This window comes from Sphingopyxis sp. 10G20-10, from assembly GCF_057365075.1.
Map to the genome: position 1 here is coordinate 164,581 of NZ_CP195117.1, position 22,814 is coordinate 187,394.

14 protein-coding genes are annotated in these 22,814 nt (G+C 60.6%); 6 read left to right on the top strand and 8 right to left on the bottom strand.

Annotated features, from left to right (window positions below):
* Nucleotides 1–45 precede the first annotated feature (45 nt).
* On the bottom strand, nucleotides 46–2,559 hold the full coding sequence (locus ACR3XE_RS00810; RefSeq protein WP_473699453.1) for a penicillin-binding protein 1A: 2,514 nt from the start codon (nucleotides 2,557–2,559) through the stop codon (nucleotides 46–48).
* Nucleotides 2,560–2,634: 75 nt separating this feature from the next.
* Nucleotides 2,635–3,843 carry an N-acetylmuramoyl-L-alanine amidase gene (locus ACR3XE_RS00815; protein WP_486185841.1) on the bottom strand — a complete coding sequence of 403 codons (1,209 nt, stop codon included), beginning with the start codon at nucleotides 3,841–3,843 and terminating at the stop codon, nucleotides 2,635–2,637.
* A gap of 676 nt (nucleotides 3,844–4,519) precedes the next feature.
* Here ACR3XE_RS00815 and ACR3XE_RS00820 point away from each other — a divergent pair.
* The 5 genes from ACR3XE_RS00820 to ACR3XE_RS00840 all read left to right on the top strand — a co-directional run bounded on the left by ACR3XE_RS00820 (nucleotide 4,520) and on the right by ACR3XE_RS00840 (nucleotide 14,693).
* The gene (locus ACR3XE_RS00820) at nucleotides 4,520–7,171 is read left to right on the top strand and encodes an Rne/Rng family ribonuclease (protein WP_473699451.1); all 2,652 of its coding nucleotides are present in this window, start codon (nucleotides 4,520–4,522) and stop codon (nucleotides 7,169–7,171) included.
* Between the two features lie 137 nt (nucleotides 7,172–7,308).
* Nucleotides 7,309–8,661, top strand: coding sequence for a M48 family metalloprotease (locus ACR3XE_RS00825; protein WP_473700271.1), 1,353 nt, complete (start codon nucleotides 7,309–7,311; stop codon nucleotides 8,659–8,661).
* 54 nt (nucleotides 8,662–8,715) lie between these two features.
* A complete protein-coding gene (locus tag ACR3XE_RS00830) occupies nucleotides 8,716–10,335 on the top strand; it encodes a DsbA family protein (RefSeq protein ID WP_486185842.1) in 1,620 nt (539 codons plus the stop codon).
* Nucleotides 10,336–10,574: 239 nt separating this feature from the next.
* Nucleotides 10,575–12,164 carry a sulfotransferase family protein gene (locus ACR3XE_RS00835; protein WP_486186035.1) on the top strand — a complete coding sequence of 530 codons (1,590 nt, stop codon included), beginning with the start codon at nucleotides 10,575–10,577 and terminating at the stop codon, nucleotides 12,162–12,164.
* A gap of 144 nt (nucleotides 12,165–12,308) precedes the next feature.
* Nucleotides 12,309–14,693, top strand: a complete 2,385-nt coding sequence (locus tag ACR3XE_RS00840) for a TonB-dependent receptor (protein WP_473699449.1) — start codon at nucleotides 12,309–12,311, stop codon at nucleotides 14,691–14,693.
* 65 nt (nucleotides 14,694–14,758) lie between these two features.
* Here the strand turns inward: ACR3XE_RS00840 and ACR3XE_RS00845 are convergent, their stop codons facing one another.
* From ACR3XE_RS00845 to ACR3XE_RS00855, 3 genes are read right to left on the bottom strand one after another with little or no spacing between them, the layout of a single operon-like run.
* Nucleotides 14,759–16,363 (bottom strand): phytoene desaturase family protein, encoded by a 1,605-nt coding sequence (locus ACR3XE_RS00845; protein ID WP_473699448.1) that lies wholly within the window; start codon nucleotides 16,361–16,363, stop codon nucleotides 14,759–14,761.
* Nucleotides 16,360–17,571 (bottom strand): FAD-dependent oxidoreductase, encoded by a 1,212-nt coding sequence (locus tag ACR3XE_RS00850; protein WP_473699447.1) that lies wholly within the window; start codon nucleotides 17,569–17,571, stop codon nucleotides 16,360–16,362. The genes ACR3XE_RS00845 and ACR3XE_RS00850 overlap by 4 nt, the downstream gene beginning before the upstream one ends.
* The gene (locus ACR3XE_RS00855) at nucleotides 17,564–18,736 is read right to left on the bottom strand and encodes an aromatic ring-hydroxylating oxygenase subunit alpha (protein ID WP_486185843.1); all 1,173 of its coding nucleotides are present in this window, start codon (nucleotides 18,734–18,736) and stop codon (nucleotides 17,564–17,566) included. Before ACR3XE_RS00855 ends, ACR3XE_RS00850 begins: the two co-directional genes overlap by 8 nt.
* Before the next feature lie 33 nt (nucleotides 18,737–18,769).
* Here ACR3XE_RS00855 and ACR3XE_RS00860 point away from each other — a divergent pair, with 33 nt between their 5' ends.
* Nucleotides 18,770–19,366, top strand: coding sequence for a TetR family transcriptional regulator C-terminal domain-containing protein (locus ACR3XE_RS00860; RefSeq protein ID WP_473699446.1), 597 nt, complete (start codon nucleotides 18,770–18,772; stop codon nucleotides 19,364–19,366).
* 4 nt (nucleotides 19,367–19,370) lie between these two features.
* On the opposite strand, the gene ACR3XE_RS00865 is transcribed toward ACR3XE_RS00860, so the two are convergent.
* The 3 genes from ACR3XE_RS00865 to ACR3XE_RS00875 all read right to left on the bottom strand — a co-directional run bounded on the left by ACR3XE_RS00865 (nucleotide 19,371) and on the right by ACR3XE_RS00875 (nucleotide 22,792).
* Nucleotides 19,371–20,744, bottom strand: a complete 1,374-nt coding sequence (locus ACR3XE_RS00865; RefSeq protein WP_473699445.1) for a M20/M25/M40 family metallo-hydrolase — start codon at nucleotides 20,742–20,744, stop codon at nucleotides 19,371–19,373.
* Nucleotides 20,745–20,829: 85 nt separating this feature from the next.
* A complete protein-coding gene (gene nth, locus ACR3XE_RS00870) occupies nucleotides 20,830–21,492 on the bottom strand; it encodes an endonuclease III (protein ID WP_473699444.1) in 663 nt (220 codons plus the stop codon).
* 115 nt (nucleotides 21,493–21,607) lie between these two features.
* On the bottom strand, nucleotides 21,608–22,792 hold the full coding sequence (locus tag ACR3XE_RS00875) for a M48 family metallopeptidase (protein ID WP_473699443.1): 1,185 nt from the start codon (nucleotides 22,790–22,792) through the stop codon (nucleotides 21,608–21,610).
* Nucleotides 22,793–22,814: the final 22 nt, after the last annotated feature.

Consider the following 22,814-nt stretch of genomic DNA (forward strand, 5'->3'; position numbering starts at 1 on the left):
GTCCCTAAAGCCTGACGGCACGAAGGGAAAGCGCTGGGTCGGCAATCAGATGATGCCGCCCCGGTCTTCCAGGAACTCGCTGTCGCTGCGCCGTGCGGGGCCTTTCTTCGCCGGCCCTTCCTCCTTGGCAGGCTTGCGATCCTTGATTTCATCTTCGCGGATCGTGCGGCGCGGTTCGCTTTCGGGCTTGAAAGCTTCCCAGATAATCGCAGCCTTGGGTTCGTCACTCGGCCAGCTGCCATACACGCGGCGGCCCGACTGGCGATCGATGCGGACCATGCGGATACCACGCGGTGCGGTAAAGGGAATCGGCTGACGGTCGGCCAGCGCATCGAGGAAAAATTGCTTGAAAATCGGGGCGGCGAGGCTGCCGCCTTGGGCATAGCCGCCCATATTGCGCGGCGTATCATATCCGACATAGACACCGGCGACGACATCGGGCGTGCCGCCCATGAACCAGACATCCTTTGGCCCAGAGGTCGTGCCGGTCTTGCCGAACAGCGGGACATTCAGGTCACGCAGGCGCTGCGCCGTCCCGCGTTTCACCACGCCTTCGAGCATATGGATGACTTGGTAAGCGGTCATCGGATCCATCAGCTGTTTGCCGCTAGGCGTAAAGCGCGGCATCGGACGACCATCCCAATCTTCGCTGTTGCACCCTTCACAAGGCTTCCAATTGGCTGGCAAAATCACCTTGCCGCGCCGGTCCTGAACATAATCGATAATCCGCGGTTTGAGCTCGCGGCCATGGTTGGCGAGCATCGCATAAGCGTTGACCAGCCGCTCGACTGTCGTCGATCCGGCACCCAACGCGGTCGACAAATAGGGCGGATGCTCGCCGATTCCCATGGTCCGAATCGTGTTGACGATGGGTTCCATGCCGATCTGGCTGGCGGCTTTGACCGTCATCAGGTTGCGCGACTGTTCGAGGCCCCAGCGCATCGTATGTTCACCGGTTCCGCGCGCGCCGCCGAAATTCTTGAAACATTTATTGCCCAAACTTGCGCCCTGATAGACGCAAAAGGGTCCATCGACGATCAACGTCGCGGGGGTCATGCCATTGTCGAGCGCGGTCGCATAAACAAAAGGCTTGATCGTCGATCCCGGCTGGCGCTCTGCCTGCACGGCGCGGTTGAATGATGACAGGCGCACGTCGAATCCGCCCTGCATCGCATAGACGCGGCCCGAATGGGGGCTTTCGACCATCATCCCGCCCGACACTTCGGGAATGTTACGCAGCGCATAAACGCCCTTGCCGATCGCCTTGACCGCAATCAGGTCGCCGGGCTTCATCGCAACAAAGGCGCTGGTGCCGCGCTTGCGATAGCCCATGGTTGCGGCGCTCGCGGGCAGACGACCGATGCTGCCATCGGAAAATCCGATGCGCGCGTCGCTGCCGGTTTTCGACAGAACAGCGGCGATCCGCCAGCCGTCATAATCGACCCCGATATAGCTGGAGGCGAGACGGCTTTGCCATTTGTCATCGGCCTCGATCGTCGCGATCGGTCCAGACCAACCTTTGCCCCGGTCGTAACCGATCAGGCCGCGGCGCAGGGCATTGGCCGCTGCCTTTTGCATCTTGCCATCATAAGGGGTGCGCACCCAAAGCCCGCCGGCATAAACGCTGTGCGGCCCATCGGCGGCGGTTTCGCCAAAGTCGGCGATCAACTGACGCCGCACCGCTTCCATATAATAGCCGCCAACCTGTGCCACTGCGCGATTGCCGCTCTCTGACAGGCCTAGCGGCTGCGCTTGGGCGGCATCGCGCTGTGCCTTCGTAATCCACCCGTTGCGGAACATCTCGTTCAGAACAAAATTGCGCCGTGTCATGGCTTTGGCAGCGTTGCGCGACCGGCCATAGGTTTCGGGCGCCTTGGGCAAAATGGCCAGAAACGCCATTTCGTGCAGCTTCAGCTGATCGACATCCTTGTTGAAATAGGCGCGCGAGGCCGCCTGAACGCCAAAGCTGCGGCGACCAAGAGGAATCTCGTTGAGGTAAAGCTCAAGGATCTGCTCCTTGCTCAACGCCGCCTCGATCCGCTTGGCGAGAATCGCTTCCTTGATCTTGCGGGTATAGCTGACCTCGTTGGTCAGCAGCAGGTTTTTGGCGACTTGCTGGGTGATGGTCGATGCCCCGATCGGGCGGCCATCGTTGCGCAAATTGCTCCAGATCGCGCTGGCAATGCCCGGATAGTCGATCCCGCCATGTTCAAAAAAAGTGCGGTCCTCGGCAGCCAGATAGGCGCGGACAAGCAATTGCGGATATTCGCTATATTCCAGCTGGACGCGACGTTCGCGCGCATAGCTGTGGACAGGTACACCGGTGGCATCGCGCACCATCGTCGGCAGCGGCGGCTCATAGGTGCGCAATTGATCGACCGACGGCAGGTCGCGGGCAAAAATCAGCCACAGAAGGGCCAAACAGAGCAGCCCCGCGAGCGCCAGCCAGACGATCCAGCGGAACCAGCGCTTCGCCCAGCTGTCGGCGAACCAATGGCGCACCGCCGTGCCATCGCGGCGCAGGCGCAATCGAAAATATGTCGGGGTATCGGCGACCATAGTTGCCCGCCTCTAAAGCCTGTCTATGGGAAAGGGAAGCGTCGGATCACAAGCAGTGCGGTGAAGCGCGACAGGTTACCGTCCGGCTATCTGTCTCGCGAAATGAGCTTGCACGGCATCACTGACCCCGCGCGCCACCTTTTTCTGCCCCGCGCGCGATGCCAGAAAGTCGGCGTCGTCGACGTTGGAGATAAAGCCGGTTTCAAACAGGACGGACGGCGTGTCGGGCGATTTGAGAACAACGAAGGACGCAAAACGGTGTCCGTCGGTCCTGAAATGCACCGCCGAACCCGCTTTGCGCTGAAGCAGTCGGGCGAAATCGGATGACACATTCATGGTTTCGCGCTGGGTAAGGTCGAGCAGAATCGATGACACGTCACTGCTGTGCGCGCCCAGATCGACCCCATTGATAATATTCGCCTTATTCTCTCGCGACGCGAGTTTTGCGGCTTCACGGTCAGAGGCAACTTCGGACAAAGTATAAACCGAAGCGCCCCGGGCATCCAGATTCTCGGCGGAATCAGCATGGATCGAAATGAACAGATCCGCCTTTAACCGGCGGGCGATCCCGAATCGTTCCTCGAGCACCAAATAGCGATCATCGGAGCGGGTGAGCGCAACACGCACCCGACCGGAAGCGAGCAAGTCGTCGCGAATCGCGCGCGCAATGGCGAGGGTGATATTCTTTTCCTGCCGGCCGCTTTGCGGCGAGATTGCCCCCGGATCATGCCCGCCATGCCCGGCATCAATGACCACCAGTGGCAAGCGGCTGTTGTCCGGCCCCTGGATCGGCGGCAGTGGTAACGCCGACTTGGGCGCTCCGATCGGGACCGTTACGCTATAATGTTTAGCGGGTGGCTTGGCACGAAACTGCGCCGGAGGCTGCAATTCCAGGCGGGGGGTGCGCGCCGCGCGCTGAAACTCGTCCGCCGACACTTCGCGTAACGACAGCGTCAAACTGCGCCCGTCGGCGGCAAAATGTCCGTCCGAAATAACGGCGGGCCGGTCAAGGTCGAGGACCACGCGCGCGGTATCGTGATCGCGCTGCCCCTGACGAACCGCACGAACAAGTCCGCCAGCGATCGGCGAAGGCCCCTTGCGCGCCCCCGAAATATCAACCGCAACCCGGTTAGGCCCAGCCAGCATGATCGCCGACGCGCCCGCCACAAGATCATCAAAGTGCACAATGACTTTCGAATCGCGCACTTCGATGGCGCCGATGTTGCCGGCAAGCGCAGCCGAAGGTGACAGCAGTGACAACAGCAGGAACAAAAGCCCGGTCATGAGGCCTTTATGCCGAGAAATACAGCGACTGGTCCAGTAAAGATTCGCAAACATGCAGGCTCCAACGCGAAAAAATGCGGTGAACATGCTGTTAGCCATCGGGTATCAAACGCCCGTCAATCGGCGTGGTTAAAGAAAGATTCACCATATTAGACCGGCACCGACTGCCTGTGCATCCATACTGACGGCGTCATGCGGTTGTTTTAGTTGCCGTCTGACCTTGCCGATGCTAGCACCACATCGCTGACGGTGTCGTTTGATGCTGCGCCGGCCTTTTGAGGGGACAGTCGCCAAATCCACGTGGGATATGCGACAGCCTTGGTGCCGGACAGATGGAAATGGCAACCTGCCGCCAGCCCACCCGGATGATCGGGTGCGGCAGAGATTTCCGATTCAGGGGCTCTGTTGCAGTCCGGTCACCCCGTAACAGGTTGATGCCGCATGAGGCTTGCCATGCTCTCTTCATTCCGCGACGCGGGCAGCTTTGCCCACATGGTCGCTGTGACAGAAGACCGTATGCGCGCCCGAGATTCAGACGCATATCAGCGTCGTCGGGGGCAGTCTTTGCGCGGTAATAACGCATTTTTTCGATTCACCACATTTGACCGCAGCCTTCCGTTCGGGACGGCTGCGGCTCGTTTAATTGGCGCGCCAGGGCGCGCTAGGAGTTATCATAATGAGCACGCGCATGTTGATCGATGCGCGGCACCGGGAAGAAACCCGCGTTGCCGTCATCAAAGGAAACCGCATCGAGGAGTTTGATTTCGAGTCCGCTGAGCGAAAGCAGCTCAAGGGCAATATCTATCTGGCCAAAGTCACGCGCGTCGAACCGTCGCTGCAAGCGGCGTTCGTCGAATATGGCGGCAATCGCCACGGATTTCTGGCATTCAGCGAAATTCACCCGGACTATTACCAGATTCCCAAGGAGGATCGCGACGCTTTGCTGCGCGAAGAGGCCGAACATGCGGCCGAAGCCGCGATGCGCGCCGAAGATGACCTCGACGAGCTGGAAGGCGATGTCGAGGATGTGCAAGGCCATGATCATGACGATGACGATCATGGTGACAGCGATGACAATGGCGACGCCGAAACCAATGGCAGCGATGACGGTGACGAAGAATCGTCCGAAGACAGCGCAACAGAAGACAATAAGGGCGAGCGCGGCGGACGCCGTCGCCGTGGCCAGCGCAACGGGCGCAAGGGCGGCCGCGGGCGCGGACGCCGCGACGATGAAAACAGCGACAATCGCATGTCGCTGCGCCGCCGCTACAAGATTCAGGATGTGATCCGCCGCCGTCAGGTGATGCTGGTGCAGGTCGTCAAGGAAGAACGCGGGAACAAGGGCGCGGCGCTGACCACCTATCTGAGCCTCGCCGGACGCTATTGCGTCTTGATGCCCAACACAATGCATGGTGGCGGCATCAGTCGCAAGATTTCCAATGGCGCCGATCGTCGCAAGCTGAAAGCAATGATCGACGAGATGAATCTGCCGCCAACGATGGGCTGTATTGTCCGCACCGCCGGCATGTCGCGCACCAAGACCGAAATCAAACGCGATTTCGACTATCTGGCGCGACTATGGGACGAGATTCGCGATAATACGCTGGGGTCGAGCGCGCCTGCCCTGATCCATACCGATAGCGATCTGGTCAAACGTGCGATCCGCGATATTTACCACCGCGAGATCGAAGAAGTGCTGGTCGAAGGCGAAGATGGCTATCGCGCTGCCAAGCAGTTCATGAAATTGCTGATGCCGAGCCACGCGCGGCGGGTCAAACAATATGCCGATCCGGTGTCACTCTATCAACGCTATGGCGTCGAAGACCAACTGGCCGCGATGCTCAATCCGGTCGTCCAGCTAAAATCGGGCGGCTATCTGGTGATCAACCCGACCGAAGCCTTGGTCTCGATCGACATCAACTCGGGCCGGTCGACGCGCGAACATAATATCGAACAGACCGCGCTCAATACCAATTTGGAAGCCGCGCACGAAATCGCCCGTCAATTACGCCTGCGCGATATGGCCGGACTGGTCGTGATCGATTTCATCGACATGGATCATGGCTCGAACGTCCGCAAAGTCGAACGGGCGATGAAAGACGCGCTGAAAAATGATCGCGCGCGCATCCAGATCGGTCGCATATCTGGCTTTGGTCTGATGGAAATGAGCCGTCAGCGCCTACGCACCGGCGTGCTCGAAGCATCGACCCGGCCCTGCCCGCATTGCGAAGGCACTGGACTTGTCCGCACCGCCTCTTCGGCAGGTCTGTCGGCGCTGCGCCTGATCGAGGAAGAGGCCGCACGCGGCAAGGGCAGCCGCATCACATTGCGCGCCAGCCAGGAAGCGACCTTCTATCTTCTCAATGAAAAGCGCCGCGAATTGCGCGAGATTGAAGATCTTTATGGTGTGATCGTCGAAATCTTGCCCGATGGCGAGATCGAAGGTGCCCGGATGGCTGTCGAAGTGTCGGGTCCCCCACCTGTGGCCGCCCGTAACTTTGCCCCTATCGTTGCCCTAGAAGACGATGATGATGACGATATCGTCGATGATGAGGAAGAAGAAGAGGCGACAGAGCGTTCCGGACGCAAGGACGGCGATGATAGTGACGGTGAAGGCGACGGTCGCAAACGGCGCAAGCGCCGTCGGCGCGGGCGCCGTGGCCGCCGCGATGGCGAAGCAAGCGGCACCGATGAGGCTGGCGAAGATGGCCGGTCCGGGGAACAAGCCGAGGCGCCCGCCAAGTCCGATGGCGTCGACGGCACGACCGACGGCGACGAAGCCGAAGCGCCCGCCAAGCCGCGCCGCCGCCGTGGTGGCCGCGGTCGCAAGCCAAGAGGCGAGAGCATGGCCGCTGCAGAGGGTGAAAGCGAAAACGCACCCGAAGCAAGCGAGCCCGTCACCCCTGCTGACGCTTCAACCGAAGCAACGACAGAGGCCGACGCTCCGGCCGCCGAGGAAAAGCCAAAGCGCCGCCGCGCGCCGCGCAAGGCCAAGGCAAGTACCGAGGATGCCGCCGCCGAAGCGAAGGCCGAAGCCAGTCCTACCGCTGAGGCCGAGGTCCCTGCGGACGATGTGGCTGAAGCGAAGGCTAAACCCGCTCCGCGCAAGCGCGCAAGCCGGAGCCGCAAGGTCGCCGAACCAGAAGCCGAGACCATGGCTAAAGCCGAACCGGCGACCGAAACCGCTCCATCCGCACCAACCAAAGCGAAGGCCGCTCGCGCACCGAAGCGCAAGGCCGAAACCGTAGCCAGCGATGCCAACGGCGACGAAGCCGACAGCGATGGGTCACCCCGACGTGGCTGGTGGCAGCGAACCTTTGGCGATTAAGTGATGCGCGATGCCGTGTGCCTGACCCTGCAAGCTTCATTGCTGCTTCACTTGCGGTTCAGGCGCACGGCACCACATATCAGCCCATGAGATTAACCTCTTCGCATACTGTCGTTCAGACCGGCGGCTGGCGCCTGATGTCGCGCATGATATTGATGGTCCTTGCCGTGTTTGCCTTGGCGGCACGCCCGGTGATGGCGCAATCCATCCTGCGCGATGCAGAGACCGAAGCGCTATTCCAGGACATGATGGACCCGATAACGGTGGCTGCGGGACTGCGTGCCGGACAGGTCCGCGTCCATCTGCTTGCCGACCCCAGTATCAACGCCTTTGTCGCTGGCAGCCAAGATATCTATGTTCACAGCGGTCTGATCGAGGCCGCGGACAGCGCCAATGAAGTGCAAGGCGTTTTGGCGCACGAGCTCGGTCATATCATGGGTGGCCATGCCATTCGTGTGAACGAGGGTGCCAAAAAGGCCACCGGCATATCCCTGCTCAGTTTGCTACTTGGTGCCGCCGCCGCCGCAGCAGGCGCAGGTGAAGCCGGGATGGGCATCATGATGGCGGGGCAACAGGCAGCGATGGGCAAGTTTCTGGCCTTTACACGAGTGCAAGAGGCCACCGCCGACGCCGCCGGGGCACAATATCTTTCCAAAGCTGGAATCAGCGGCAAAGGCAGCCTCGCCTTCTTCAAAAAACTGCAAAATCTGGAATTCCGCTATGCGGTGAAACAGGATGATGACGAGACCTATAGCCGGACTCATCCCCTATCGGGCGACCGCATTCAGGCGCTGCGCGAGGTTTATGTCGTCGATCCGGCATGGGACAAACCAAGTGACCCAGCACTGGAAAAGCGGTTTCAACGTGTCAAAGCCAAGCTGGTCGGCTTTGTTGCAGAGCCCGCCAAGACATTGCGGACCTATCCCGAAAGCGACCAGAGCGTGCCCGCGCATTATGCCCGCGCCTATGCCTGGCACAAAAGCGCGTACCCGCAGAAGGCGCTTGATGAGGTCAATGCGCTGATCGCGATTGACCCCGAAGACCCTTATTTTCTGGAGCTTGACGGTCAGGTCCTGCTCGAATCGGGACGTCCAAAGGACGCCATCGCACCTTTGCGCAAGGCGGTCGCCAATTCGCACTCGCAGCCGCTGATTAGTGCCCTGCTGGGCCATGCGCTGATCGCGACCGAAGACCCCGCCAACTTCGCTGAAGCGGGACGGGTGCTGAAAACCGCCGTCGCGCTCGACAATGAAAATCCCTTTGCCTGGTATCAATTGGGCATCGTCTATGCCCAACAGGGCGATCAACCGCGCGCGGCGCTCGCTTCGGCTGAACGCTACCAACTGGAGGGTGGACAGGCGTCGTTGGCGCTGCGCAATGCAGATATGGCTATGCGCGGCTTACCCGAAGGCTCTCCCGACTGGATCCGTGCACAGGATATTTCCATGGTCGCCCGCACCGAGGTGGAACAGGAACGCAAACGGCGGTAGAGTCGATGCATGTTTCGATCCGCATTGCATTGCGGGCGACGTGCGAGGGCAACAGTGAACGACAAGAGCGACGAATATTACCAGCCATGGTTGCGCGATCCCGACTCCGCATCGCATCCGGTTGCACCCAAAAAAGGGACGGCAAGCGACGCCAAGCCTGGCGAAGGCCTGGCCAAGCCTGATGACCAGCCACCGATCGGCATCGATGTCTCGCGCTATCCCGCCGATGAAGCGACAACCAAGCCGCGCCCGCCTTCGCCAGAGAAGCTGAAATCGGGAGCGAAAAGCCTGTGGCAGAATCTGCGCCAAATCAGCAGTGCTTTTGCCGACTGGACGATCCGCATCGGTGATCGCGCTGATGTGCCCGGCCGTGTGGCCGCGCTGGAAATTCCCCGCCGCACTGGCGTCGTGGCTCAGCGGAGCGCTGCGCTGACCAAAGAAACCGCCGTCACCCTTGGGCGCATGACAGCGCGGGGGGGGCGTAGCATTGGGGCGGCAAGCAGAAGTCTGTGGCAGAAAATGGCGCTGGGCGACAAGGTTGCAAAGGTTGCGGGGGACACAAAACGCGGGCTTGGTCGTGGCATGGGTGCCGTCGCGGACAAGACACGCACCGGGATTGGCACACTCGCCGAGGCAGGCAAGAGTAATTTGGAAGAAGCGGCAAGCAAGTTACGCCCGGCAGAACCGACACCCCCGCAATCGGGACTCGATCAACTTCTGGAACGCGAGCAAGCCTCAGCCACTACCAAACCCGCTGCGCCGGACCTGCCGCTGTTCACGCGTGAGAGTGGCATCCCGTCTACACCGGCGGCAAAATCCACCGCCAAAACGGTTTCGGAACCCGAGACGGTGAAAGCCGCGCCGCCATCTGCGAAACGTGCTGCTGTGGCCAGTCATGCCGCTGCACAGCCCGCCATCACAGGATCTGCGACATTTACAATCCCGCAAATGTCGGCGTTGCGCTGGACCGCCACGATTGTCGGGATGCTGGTTCTGATCGCCGGCTCTTTCTGGCTCGGGGGCCGCTTTGGTGGAGGAATGAACCGCGGCGAGGTCGAGACGATCGTGGCCAGCTATATTCATGATCACCCCGAAATTATTCCGCAGGCGCTTGAGGCACATCAGGCCAATCAAGTAGCCAAGGCAATCGACGCCATTCGTCCAGCGCTCGAAAAGCCCTATGCCGGGGCGTGGGCGGGTAACATCAATGGCGATGTAAATGTCGTCGTGTTTACCGACTATGCCTGCGTATTCTGCCGCGCTAGCGTCCCCGATATCGACCGGCTGCTGCGCGAGGATAAGCGCGTTAAAGTCATCTTCCGCGAACTACCGATCATCGCGCCGCAAAGCCGCGATGCCGCGTTGATGGCGCTGGCGGCAGCACGACAGGGCAAATATGATGCCTTTCACCATGCCATGTTCGCAAGTCCGTCGCTTGATAGCGCCGCGATCAAGGCGGTAGCCGCCAAGGTGGGCGTAGTGACCGACGGCAGCGCCGATGCCACCGGCAATCGAGCGCTGCTGCAACGCGAACTCGACAGCAATATCGCCATCGCCCAGCAGTTGCAGCTCAATGCCACGCCGACCTGGATCATCGGTGATCAACTGATGCAAGGCCAGTTGGGCTATGCCGGATTGCGCGATGCCGTCGCCAAAGCGCGGGCGAAAGGGTGAACGACACGAACGCTGCGAACGCGGGTGTCACACCCGACGCTGCGCTGAGCAATACGCGCCGCTTGTCGGCAGATCAGCCCGCCGCCGCGCTGGCACAAGCGCAAGCGATTATCGAAACGCTCCCGACGCTGGCCGAGGCGCATCGGCTGGCGGCGCACGCGCTACGCAAGCTGGGGCGTGAAAGAGAAGCACAGGCCGCCTCACTGGCCGCTGTCAGCGCCGCCATTTATGATGAAGACATGATCGCTGCCGCACTCGCGCTGGCCGAAAACCGCATCCCAGATGCCGAGGCGGCGCTGCGTGCGCGGCTAAAAAGCGACGCGACCGATGTCGCCGCTATCCGTATGCTCGCCGAAGTCGCGGGGCGCATCGGGCGCTATGGCGACGCCGAAAAGCTGCTCGGTCGCGCGCTGGAACTGGCACCCGGATTCGGTGCCGCACGCGCCAATCTGGCGACGGTATATTATAAGCAAAACCGCCATGCAGAAGCCGTGGAAACGCTGGATCAGGTGCTGGGCGATGATCCCGACAACCCCGCGCACGCCAATCTGAAAGCCGCCGCGCTGGGCCGCATTGGCGGCTATGACGAAGCAATTGCGCTCTATGCCGAACTGACCCAACGCTTCCCCGATCATGCCAAGTTGTGGATGAGTTATGGCCATATGCTCAAAACCGTGGGCCGCCTTGATGACAGCATCGCCGCCTATCGCCACGCGCTAGCAAACGAGCCCGGTCTTGGTGAATTGTGGTGGAGCCTCGCCAATCTGAAGACGATCCGTTTTGACGAGTCTGACCGCGCAGCGATGCTTGAGGCGCTGGACAAGATCGACAGCGATGACAGCGCTCGCGATGAGGATCGGCTGCACCTGCATTTCGCACTCGGCAAGGCGTTCGGCAATGCCGGCGAACATGCCGCGTCTTTCGATCATTATGCCGCAGGCAATGCCATCCGCGCCCGCCAGCTCGACTATCGCGCTGACGACACCAGCGCACAGGTCGATCAGGTCATTGCAACCGCCGACGCCGCCTTTTTTGCAGACCGCGTGAACCAGGGCAATCCGACGCCCGATCCCATCTTCATCCTCGGTATGCCGCGCGCAGGGTCGACGCTGGTCGAGCAAATATTGGCGAGCCATTCGGCGATAGAGGGGACGATGGAGTTGCCCGATATCCCTGCGATTGCGCTGGGGTTGGGCCGCGAAACACAGGGCCATGGACGCAACTGGGTCGCAGCGATTGCCGAAGCTCCCCCCGAAAGGCTCGCAGAAATGGGCGCGGCCTTTCTTCGCCGGACGCAGGTGCAGCGCAAGACAGACAAGCCCTTTTATCTCGATAAACTGCCCAACAACTGGCTCTATGTGCCACTCATCCGGTTAATCCTGCCCAATGCAAAAATCATCGACGCGCGCCGCCATCCCCTCGATTGCTGCTTTTCCAATTTCCGCCAGCATTATGCCAAGGGACAGGCATTCAGTTACCGGCTGGAGGATATGGGGCGCTATTATCGCGACTATGTCCGCCTGATGGCGCATGTCGATGCGGTGCAGCCCGGGCGGATACACCGCGTCATCCACGAAGCGCTGCTCGACGACCCCGAAGCCGAAGTGCGGGCGATGCTGGCCTATCTGGACCAGCCGTTCGAGGAAGCCTGCCTTAGCTTTTACGCCAATGAACGCGCGGTACGCACCGCATCAAGCGAACAGGTGCGCCGCCCGATCAATCGCGATGGCGTCGGCCAGTGGCAGCCCTATGAGGACTGGCTTAGCCCGCTATGCGCCGCGTTGGGGCCGGTACTCAACGCCTATCCGGTCGTTCCGGCAGGTCTTTAAGGATCATATTCTTCGAATTTCGTTGCTTTTTGGCAACAGCGGGCGAAATTTTCGACTAACAGCCTCTCCTATCGGCGAACATAGCTTGTTCTTGTCCGACAGCACGGCAAGATGCTCTTATAAAGATATATAGGAGAGGGGCTCATGCGAAACTTCAGGCACATAGCGGCACGCACCGGTACGATATTGCTGGGAAGCACGATATTGTGCACATCCGGCACGGCGCTGGCACAGTCATCGGCGGCCAAGGATGATCAGGACATCGTCGTCACCGCAAGCAAGCGCGAACAGAATTTGCAGGATGTGCCTTTGGCCATCACCGCCATCGGCAATGAAAAGCTGAGCCAGTTACAAGTCAACGAGTTTTCCGACGTCGTCAAATTCCTGCCGTCGGTGACGATCCAGACAATTTCCCCTGGTTTTTCCCAGATTTATTTCCGCGGCGTTGCATCGGGAGAGAATGCCAACCACTCGGCCTCGCTGCCGACCGTCGGCACCTATCTTGACGAAATGCCGATCACGACGATTCAGGGCGCGCTCGACATTCACACCTATGACATGGCGCGCGTCGAGGCACTCGCCGGACCGCAGGGCACGCTTTATGGCGCCAGTTCGATGGCGGGTACGCTCAAGCTGATCACCAACAAGCCCGATTACAGCAGCACCTATGGCGAGATGGGGCTGGAACTCAACAGCGTCGCCCATGGCGGCATTGGCGGCGTGGCCGAAGGCTTTATCAACGCCCCGCTGGGCGAGCGCGCGGCGCTCCGCTTGGTCGGCTGGTATCGCCATGACGCGGGCTTTATCGACAATGTTGCGGGGTCACGGACCTATCCGACATCGGGCATAACCCAGAATAACGACGCCTTTGTCGAGAAAAATTATAATGAGGTCGACACCTATGGCGCGCGCCTCGCTCTGGGGATCGAGCTTGATGACAATTGGACACTGCGCCCGACCTTGATGGGGCAAATTCAAAAGGCCGATGGCAGTTTCGCTCAGGAACGGTCGAGCGCGGTCAACGGCAAACTGCAGACCGTCCAATATAACCCCGAAACTAGCAAAGATGCCTGGCTACAGGCGGCGCTGACCATCGAGGGCAAGATCGGAAGTTGGGACCTGACCGTCACCGGCGGCCATTTGCGGCGCCATGATGAAACCCAGCTCGATTATTCGGACTATGCCTTTTTCTATGATGCGATCTATGGCTATGGTGCCTATTTTTACGACAATAACGGCACGCTGGTTTCGCCCAACCAATATATTGACGGGCAGGACACCTATCGCCGCAACTTCGCCGAGGCGCGGATTGCATCGCCTTCTGATGCCCGCATTCGTTTCATTGGCGGGCTGTTTTATCAGCGTCAGTCGCACCTAATCGAACAAAATTACATCGTCGACAATATCGCCGACTCGATCACCGTGACCGGAACCGACAGCAATATCTGGCTGACCAAGCAAAAGCGCGTCGACCGCGATTATGCGGCCTTTGGCGAACTCAGCTTTGATATCACCGACCAGCTGACACTGACCGGCGGTGGGCGCTTGTATAAATTCGACAACAGCCTTGTCGGCTTTTTCGGCTATTCGGCTGGCTTCAGCAGCGGGACAGGCGAAGCCGCCTGTTTCGGCCCTGCGCAAGTGGCGGGATCACCCTGCACCAACCTCGACAAGCGGACCAAGGACACCGGCTTCATCCACAAGCTGAACCTGACCTATAAGATCAACGACGACGCGCTGATCTATGCCACCTGGTCGCGCGGATTCCGTCCGGGCGGGATTAACCGGCGCGGATCGCTGCCGCCCTATGGCCCCGACACGCTCGACAATTATGAATTTGGCTGGAAAACCAATTTTGGTCCGGTGCGGTTCAACGGCGCCGTTTATCAGGAGGATTGGAACAATATCCAGCTTTCCTTCCTGGGAGCCAACGGTCTGACCGAAATTCGCAATGCGGGTATCGCCCGCATCCGAGGCATCGAATTCGATGTCGGTTTCCGGCAGGGTGGCTTCTCGCTCAATGTCGGCGGCAGCTATAATGACGCCACGATCCGTCGCGATTTCTGCGCCATTGCCAATCCGCAATTTGATTGCACGATCAACCCGCCGGGGCAGACCAATTCGCTGCTAGCCCCCGCCGGCACGGACCTGCCCGTCACCGCGAAGTTCAAGGGCAATGCGGTCGCGCGCTATGAATTCCCCATCGGCACGATGCAGGGCCATATCCAACTCGCTGGCAATCGTGTCGGCAAGCGGCGGTCGGATTTGCGTATCTTTGAAAATGGCATCGTCGGCAGTTTCGGCGCCTATAATTCGGTCGACCTCAGCATCGGGGTCAAAGGCGAAGGCTGGAAGGGTGAGGTTTTTGCCACCAACCTGTTCGACAGTAATGGGGTGATCAACAGCGCCGTCCAGTGCGGCGAGTCCATCTGTGGCGACCCCGGCAATGTCAGTGGCACCGGCGGCGTCTTTTATGACAATGTCATCCGCCCGCGGCTGATCGGGGTCAAGGTCAGTCGCGAATTCTGATCGACCGACACGACAACATGTAAATGAGGGGCTTGGCGGAAACGTCCGGTCCCTTTTTCATGCGCCTATTGCCATTTGGGGGCAAACCATCGCCGGTCGCGCAGTACAACCTCTGCCGCATTATGCCCCGGCGCGCCGGTCACGCCGCCGCCTGGATGCGTTCCCGCCCCGCACATATACAGACCCTTCACCGGCCCGCGATAACCGCCATGGCCGAGCACGGGCCGCGCCGACCATAGTTGGTCGAGCGTCATATTGCCGTGCATGATGTCGCCGCCAACAAGCCCGAATTTGCGCTCAAGCTCCTTGGGGCTGAGCCGCGTCTGGCCGACGATGCTGGCGCGAAAGCCGGGTGCGTGGCGTTCGACCGTGTCGATGATGCAATCGGCGGCGGCTTCCTCTTCATCGTCCCAGTCGCGACCATCAGGCAGCTTGGGCGCGAATTGCTGGCAAAACAGGCTCGCCACATGCTGACCGGAGGGCGCCAGGCTGTCATCGACGGTCGAGGGGATGAGCATCTCGACAATCGGTGCCTTCGACCAGCCATACTGCTTCGCATCCAGAAACGCGCGGTCCATATAATCAAGCGTCGGGGCGAGGATGATCCCCGATTGATGATGCTCGCCGGGTTCTGGCAAACAGGTAAAGCGCGGCAATTCGGACAGCGCGACATTCATCCGGAACGTGCCGCTGCCCGCCTTGAAGCCCTTGATCCGGCGCTGAAAGTCGGAGGGCAGATCGGTGGCGTCCATCATCCGCTCGTACAACAGTTTGGGCCCGACATTGGCAATGACGCGCGCTGCCGCGATTTCCTCGCCGCTTTCCAGCCTGACCCCAACCGCCTTCCCGCCGTCGACAAGCACCTTGTCGACCGGCGCTTCGAGGCTGATCTCGACGCCCAGATCGCGGCAGACTTTGGCCATGATATCGGTGATTTTACCCATGCCGCCGATGCTATGGCCCCACGCGCCCTTCTTGCCGTTCACTTCGCCAAAGACGTGGTGGAGTAGGACATAAGCGCTGCCCGGCGTGTCAGGGCTGGCATAATTGCCGACAACCGCGTCAAAACCAAAGGCCGCCTTGACCGCTTCGCTTTCAAACCAGCTATCGAGCATGGTGCGCGCCGATTTGGTGAACAGGTCGAGCACATCGCGCTGCTGTTCGACGCTGAGCCCCGCCATCCTCCGCCCCTGCCGCGCCGCATCGACCAGCGTCCGCAGGCCCTCTCCCATATTTGGCGGAACCCGCAACGCCAGATCGCGCAACACTTCGGCAACATTTTCGAGCGCAGCATAATAAGCGGGCAGCACATCGGCATCATGGTCCGAAAATTTGCGGAACTCCGCCTGTGTGCGTTCCAGGCCGCCGCCGAGCTTGAGATAGCCGCCATCTTCTTGCGGCAGGAAATTGCTGATCGGCCGCTCGATTACGCGATAGCCATGATCGGCGAGCCGCATATCGGCGATGACCTTGGGCTGGAGCAGGCTGACCGTATAGCTCGCCACCGAATTTTTGAATCCCGGGGCAAACTCCTCGGTCACCGCGGCTCCGCCGACGACATCACGCCGCTCGACAATGCGGACCTTCAGCCCGGCACGCGCCAGATAAAAGGCGCAGACGAGGCCATTATGCCCCGCCCCGATGATCAGGGCGTCATAGCTTTTGGTCATAAAAATTCCTTGGCAAGCGGAGATTCAACATGCTGTCGGCCAAAGCCGAGACCGATGATGCGGCCCGGGATGCGGCGGAGCAACGGAACGCGGTTGAGCAGGCGGATGGCAAAGGGAACATGGTCGACCTTACCGCGCAGCATCGGTTCGATCACCCGCAGATGTGCCGCACGCTGCAACGCCTGCATCCGCCGTGTCGGTGTCCAGCGCCGCGCCTGCACTTGGGCCAGCAACGGGTCCGGATCAGCGCCAGCGGCAAGTGGCGCAGCTAGAACATTGGCGGCAGCCACCGCGTCCTGCACCGCCAGGTTGATGCCGACACCACCGACAGGCGACATAGCATGGGCTGCATCACCAATGGCAAGCAGTCCCGGCCGGTGCCAGCGCGTCAACCGGTCCAACGCAACGGTCAGCAACTTCACATCGCCAAAGCTGGCGACGGCGTTGATCTGCGCCCGCAGACCTGGCGCAAGCGCGACCACATCGTCGCGAAACGCCGCAATGCCCTTGGCCTCGATGGCCGGAAACGCGCCCTTTTCGATGATCCGCGCGCATTGCCAATATCCGCTGCGCGGGATGGCAACGACCATGCCCTTTTTGTCGATGCTGCCCAGTGGGACATCCATAGTCTCCTCCCCATCGGGCATCGGGATACGGAACCAGAGCACATCCATCGGCGCGCCCAAATCTTCGAGCGGCAATTCGGCGGCATCGCGCAACACAGACCGGCGACCATCGGCGGCGATGACCAGCCGAGCGGGCAGCGTTTCGCCGCTGGCCAGAATCACGCCATTGGCTCGGCCTGCATCATCATAGGATAGTCCTGTCGCCTCGGTCGACATACGCAGCGTGAAGGTTGGGAAACGCTTGGCTTGCGCGGCTATGAAATCGAGCAAATCCCATTGTGGCATCATCGCAATATAGGGAGCGGCGACCGGCAAATGTTTGAGCGTAGCGATGGTGAAGCGCCAACCAAGCAGGTCAAGCGTCGCCGTATCAACGCGCGCGTGCGGAACCTTTAGCAATGCGTCGAGCAATCCAATGTCGTGAAATATCTCCAGCGTCGATGGATGCACCGTGTCGCCGCGAAAATCGCGCAGGAAATCGGCATGTTTTTCCAGCACCGTCACCGCCACTCCGGCGCGCGCAAACAACAAACCGACGACCATTCCGGCGGGGCCGCCGCCAACGATGACCACATCATCCACGTGCCTTGCTCCACCCCATTGGCGGTGCCATCTCCTGTCGCGCTTCTGGGATCAGGTCACGCATCCGCTTGCAGAAATGCTTGAGGCACACTTCCTTGTCGCTGAGCGGCCCCATGGTGAAGCTTTGCGAGGCCATGCCCTGCTGGACGCGGGTGATCAGCATTGTGTCCTCGGCATTGACCTGACGGTTGATGCGCCAGTTGAGATAACGCGCCGCGCGCATTTCGCGGCGGTCATCCGGCAGGACATAGCTGATTTCGCGGATCAGACATTCGGTCGGACTGACCGGCAACCACTGCATGAAGTCGACCTGATCGGGATAGATGTCAAAGGCGACATTGGGCCACAGTTTGAAATAGAGCCAGTGACGCTGGTTCGCCTCGGGCAGGTGCGGGACCGGGGGCAACAGGCGCTGATACATGCGCTCTGACCAGTTGAGCGACGGGCGATCGATCAAATCGCCCCACATGCGGTCGACCCGATCCTCGGCCTCGACGCCATAGCTTTTTCCGAACAAACGGGTCAGCCCGGGATGGGCAACCGGAATGTGGAGACCATCCGAATAATTGTCGCCGACATTTTTCCAGTTCACGTCGCGCGGACGCAGCGTGACGCGGCCCAGCGCGCGAAGCTCCTCGAACCGATAGGGGGCGATCTGGGGTTCATAGGGCGTCATCATATCGGCCACCGACGGACCGCCATCAACGCTCAGCCGCACAAAGATAAAACCGCGCCATAGCTCCAGATCGACCGGCACCAATCCCGATTTTGCGCGGTTCAGTGTCGGATAGCTGGCGCTGTCAGGCACCCCGGTCAGGCGCCCGTCGAGGGCATAGGTCCAGGCATGATAAGGACAGACCAGCTTTTTTGCACAACCACTCGCCCCATCGAGCAAGCGCGACCCACGGTGGCGACAGACATTGGTAAAGGCGCGCAGATGCTCGTCCTCATCGCGCACGACGATGACGCTCTCTCCGCAATAATCAATGCTGTGCCAGTCACCGCGGTTCGGCATGTCGCTGACATGGCAGACGACCTGCCAGCTCGGGCGGAAAATGCGCGCCTGTTCGGCAGTGAAAAAGTCGGGATCGCTATAGGTCCACGCGGGAAGGCTCCAGCCATCCTGCGGGTCGCGGTGCGAATCAGTATCCAGCGCTGTTGCCATATCTGCATCCTTGTTATACATCTGTATAGCAATATGAAAGCCACTCGCCAAGCCTTTACGCGCGAAAGCGCCGATGCCCGCCGCGCCGCCCTGATCGACGCGACAGCTGCCTGCCTCGCCGAACAGGGGCTGGCGGGCACCAATGTTCGGGCCATTTGCCAGCGCGCGGGTGTCTCGCCGGGATTGCTACGGCATTATTTCGCGGGCATCGACGATCTGATCGCCGCCACATATGAAGCGACAAGCGAGCGAATGGACGCGATATTTGCCGCCGCAGTGGCTGGAGCAGCGGTCGATCCGCGCGCGCGCTTGCTCGCTTATCTCACCGCCAGTTTCCGTCCCCCCGTCACTGACCCCCAGCTATTGGGTGCCTGGACAGCCTTTTGGGCGCTGGCGCGCAGCGATGCGCGGATGGCGCAGATTCATACCGAAAGCTACGCAGGCTATCGCGTGCGGCTGGGCGCATTGCTGCTCGCGTGCGGTGCCTCTGCCATCAAAGCGGAACGACTGGCGGTGATGCTGACCGCAATGGTCGACGGTCTGTGGCTCGAACTGTCACTCGACGACGCAAGCTTTGGCGCCGAAGCGGCCATAGCGATGGTTGAGCAGGCCGTAGCAGCGCTCGTCTAAAATTCTATTTGGACAAATCGCGCAGCAAACTGTCCCAATGCGCGAGCGCCGGGGCGATCGCGGAAACGGGGATGCGTTCGTTAAGACCATGGGCAAAGCTGTCGCTCGCTTTGCTGAACAGACCTGCGACACCATAGCTTGGCACCCCAACAGCGCGGAAGTGGACGCTATCCGTCGCACCGGCGCTCATCGAGGGGATAATCGGCAGACCGGGCGCGCGCGCATGAACCGCTTTGCTCACCGCCGCCATGACATCGGCGCGCAGCGGTGAGGCATCACTGGCGGTGGCGTCAGGGTCATCGTTCACCTTGATTGCGGGATCGGCAATGATGCGTTCGAGTTCGGCGCGCACCGCCTCTACGGCGACACCGGGGAAGATGCGGCAATTGATGTTGGCGGTGGCGCGCTGTGGCAGCGCATTTTCGGCGTGTCCACCTGACACCAGCGTCGGGACGCAGGTGGTGCCGATCTGCCCGACATATTCGGGATCGGCCATGATCTGTGCTGCCGCATCCTTGTCGGTGGGATTAGCTGCGAAAGCCTTGAGCGCCGCGCCAATCTCGCCGCCGACCTGATCGGCAACAATCGGTATTCCAACCTTGGTCAGTTCATTTTGCTGTGGCGCGAAATGATAGGCACCGATCTTGGTGAGCGCGGTCGACAGCTGGACAATCGCATTGACCGGCGACGGGCGCGAACTGTGACCGCCGGGATTGGTGACTTCGAGAACGAAGTCGGCATAGGTTTTCTCGCCCGCTTGCAGCCCATAATATTGCGGCTTGCCATCCTCACCGATCAGCCCGCCACCGCCGTCGCCGTTCAGCGCCATTTCGGCGCCCTTATATTTGGCGGCGAGCGCCTGTGTCGTGACCATCGATGTTTCCTCGTCGCCCGAAAGCAGCAGGATGATCGAGCGTTTGGGTTTGAAGCCGTCTTTTTTGAGCCGCGCCAGCGTCGCAACCATCATCGCAACGTCGAACTTGTTATCCTCTGACCCGCGCCCGAAAATATAGCCATCCTCCTCGATCGGAGTGAAGGGATCGCGCGTCCAGTCCTTGGGGTCGGCCTCGACCACATCCATATGGCCGAGCAGCAGGATCGGCTTGACTTTGGTCGTTCCCGCAAGAGTCGCGGCGAAGGTTGCGGTTTCGCCCATCGGCGTGATGACGATGTCGCTGTCGGCATAGCCTGCCGCTTTAAGCACGCCCGCATAATAAGCCGCGAGTTCGGGCACCTTTCCGCGCCCCGCGACAGTCGGGATCGCAACACTATCCTTGAGGATCGTCTTTGCCACGTCGCTGTCGGCGGGCTTGGCGTGGACGGGCGCGACGGCGAACATGGCGGCGGCGAGAGCGAGCGGGGCAGTCGTGAAACGCATGGCAGGACTATGCCGCGTTCGTTTGGCTTCGCAAGACTAAAAGCAAAACGGGATTCGCGCAGGGACGCGGAGGGCGCGGCTTTGGCTAAACCGGTTCCTTCGCCTTGGCTTTTGGCGCCGCCGTCTTGGGCTTGAAGCGACACAGATCAGCCACCGGACAGCGCCAACATTCGGGGGTGCGCGCCTTGCAGATATAGCGGCCGTGCAGGATCAGCCAGTGATGCGCACCGACGCGGAACGGCGTGGGCGTTCCTTTCTCCAGCGCCCTTTCGACCGCGAGCACCGTCTTGCCCGGTGCGAGACCGGTGCGGTTGCCGACGCGAAAGATATGGGTGTCGACCGCGAAGGTTTCGGCGCCAAAGGCGCAGTTCATCACGACATTGGCTGTCTTGCGCCCGACGCCGGGAAGCTCGACGAGTGCGTCACGATCGGCGGGGACTTCGCCGCCGAAATCGCGCACCAATATGTCCGATAGCGCGATGACATTTTTCGCCTTGGCATTGAACAGGCCAATCGTCTTGATATGCTGTTTCAGCCCCTCTTCGCCCAGTTCCACCATCTGCTGCGGCGTTTCCACCTCGGCGAACAGCCGCCGCGTCGCCTTGTTCACCCCGACATCGGTCGCCTGCGCCGACAGGACGACTGCGACAAGCAACTGATAATGATTGCCAAATTGCAGCTCAGTTTCGGGGGCAGGATTGGCCTCGGCCAGCCGACTATAGAATTCAAAAATATCGGCCCGTTTCACGCCAAACTCCTCTGTCGTCAGCCCGATCAGACTTGCCGGACACAGCCCGCCGCGTCCAGCGATGAACCCGCCACTTCAATTGACTCCATGGCGCGAAAAGCCCCGTCCGTCGCGATTATTGATAGCCCTTGTCCTTGCTGGGAGGCCCCGCCGGATGCACGGCCTTCCAATCCATGGCCGCGCGCACGCGCCGCTCGACCGAAGGGTGTGAGTAAAAGATCATCTCTTCGAGTTTGCCGGGTCGCGGATTGCGATATTCGGCGGTCTTGACCAGCGCGGCGGCCATGGCATCGGGCAGGTTCTGGGTCTTCATCGAATAGGCGTCGGCCTGTGCCTCGTCATAGCGGCTAAGGCTGTTGGTAATCGGCTGGGCGAGCAGACCGAACAGCGACAGGAAGAAGATCATCACCGGAAAACCGCGCGGATCGCCAACCGTGGCGTCGCTGCCGAACATCCGGGCGAGCCGAGCGAACAGCCGGTCGGCGAGAAAGAAGAGCAGGATCGCCAGGACGGAGAATAGGAACACGCCAAGCCAGATATGACCCAGCACATAATGGCCGATTTCATGCCCTGTCACCGCCTTCACCTCGTCAAGCGAGGCCTTGTCCATGGCGACGTCCGAAATGGCGATGCGGGCCGATGAACCAATGCCCGACACATTGGCGGTGAAATTATTCGACTGGCGCGACCCGTCATACATGAAAATATGGTCGGTCGGGATATTGGCAGTCTTGGCCATCGCAATCAGTGCGTCATCGACCGGTCCCGCGGGAACCGGCTGATAATCGTTGAACAGCGGCTCGATAAGGATCGGCGAAATCAGTAAAAAGAATGAAATGGCGGCGGCGGCGAGCCCGCCCGACCACAGCCACCAGCGCGTGCCGGCCCGCCGGATCAACGCATAAATGCCAAAGAAGAAAAGCCCGCCAAGCAGCGCGGTTAACACCACATCGAGCGCCGATTGGCCCAGATAGTCACCGAGCGGCTGACTTGTGCGGCCATAAAGCGTCTCGCGCCACCAGCCGGTATAGACATCCCACGGCAGGGTCAGGATCGCCGACAGCAACAGAAACCCCGCGCACAACAGAAACGTCCGCAACGCCCAGCTTCGCTTCGCCAGCCGCGCATCGAGTCGGTCGAGGATTTTCAACCGCACGAAAATGACGGTGACAAGCGCCGCGACGAGCAGCCCCCACAGCTGGAGCCAATGATTGCCTGTTGTATAGGCGGCGGCCTTTTCGAGCGCCACCGGACCCAGACTGTTGATATATGTGGCCGTCGCTTCGGCTGGATTAAACATCAGACCCCCTCTTATGTGTATT

Bases quoted from the DNA above. Each gene is read 5' to 3' on its own strand.
- ACR3XE_RS00865 (WP_473699445.1), bottom strand. From the start codon at position 20,744: ATGCGTTTCACGACTGCCCCGCTCGCTCTCGCCGCCGCCATGTTCGCC.
- ACR3XE_RS00845 (WP_473699448.1), bottom strand. From the start codon at position 16,363: ATGACCAAAAGCTATGACGCCCTGATCATCGGGGCGGGGCATAATGGC.
- ACR3XE_RS00835 (WP_486186035.1), top strand. From the start codon at position 10,575: ATGATCGCTGCCGCACTCGCGCTGGCCGAAAACCGCATCCCAGATGCC.
- ACR3XE_RS00855 (WP_486185843.1), bottom strand. From the start codon at position 18,736: ATGGCAACAGCGCTGGATACTGATTCGCACCGCGACCCGCAGGATGGC.
- ACR3XE_RS00875 (WP_473699443.1), bottom strand. From the start codon at position 22,792: ATGTTTAATCCAGCCGAAGCGACGGCCACATATATCAACAGTCTGGGT.
- ACR3XE_RS00840 (WP_473699449.1), top strand. From the start codon at position 12,309: ATGCGAAACTTCAGGCACATAGCGGCACGCACCGGTACGATATTGCTG.
- ACR3XE_RS00810 (WP_473699453.1), bottom strand. From the start codon at position 2,559: ATGGTCGCCGATACCCCGACATATTTTCGATTGCGCCTGCGCCGCGAT.
- ACR3XE_RS00820 (WP_473699451.1), top strand. From the start codon at position 4,520: ATGAGCACGCGCATGTTGATCGATGCGCGGCACCGGGAAGAAACCCGC.
- ACR3XE_RS00825 (WP_473700271.1), top strand. From the start codon at position 7,309: ATGTCGCGCATGATATTGATGGTCCTTGCCGTGTTTGCCTTGGCGGCA.
- ACR3XE_RS00815 (WP_486185841.1), bottom strand. From the start codon at position 3,843: ATGACCGGGCTTTTGTTCCTGCTGTTGTCACTGCTGTCACCTTCGGCT.
- ACR3XE_RS00860 (WP_473699446.1), top strand. From the start codon at position 18,770: ATGAAAGCCACTCGCCAAGCCTTTACGCGCGAAAGCGCCGATGCCCGC.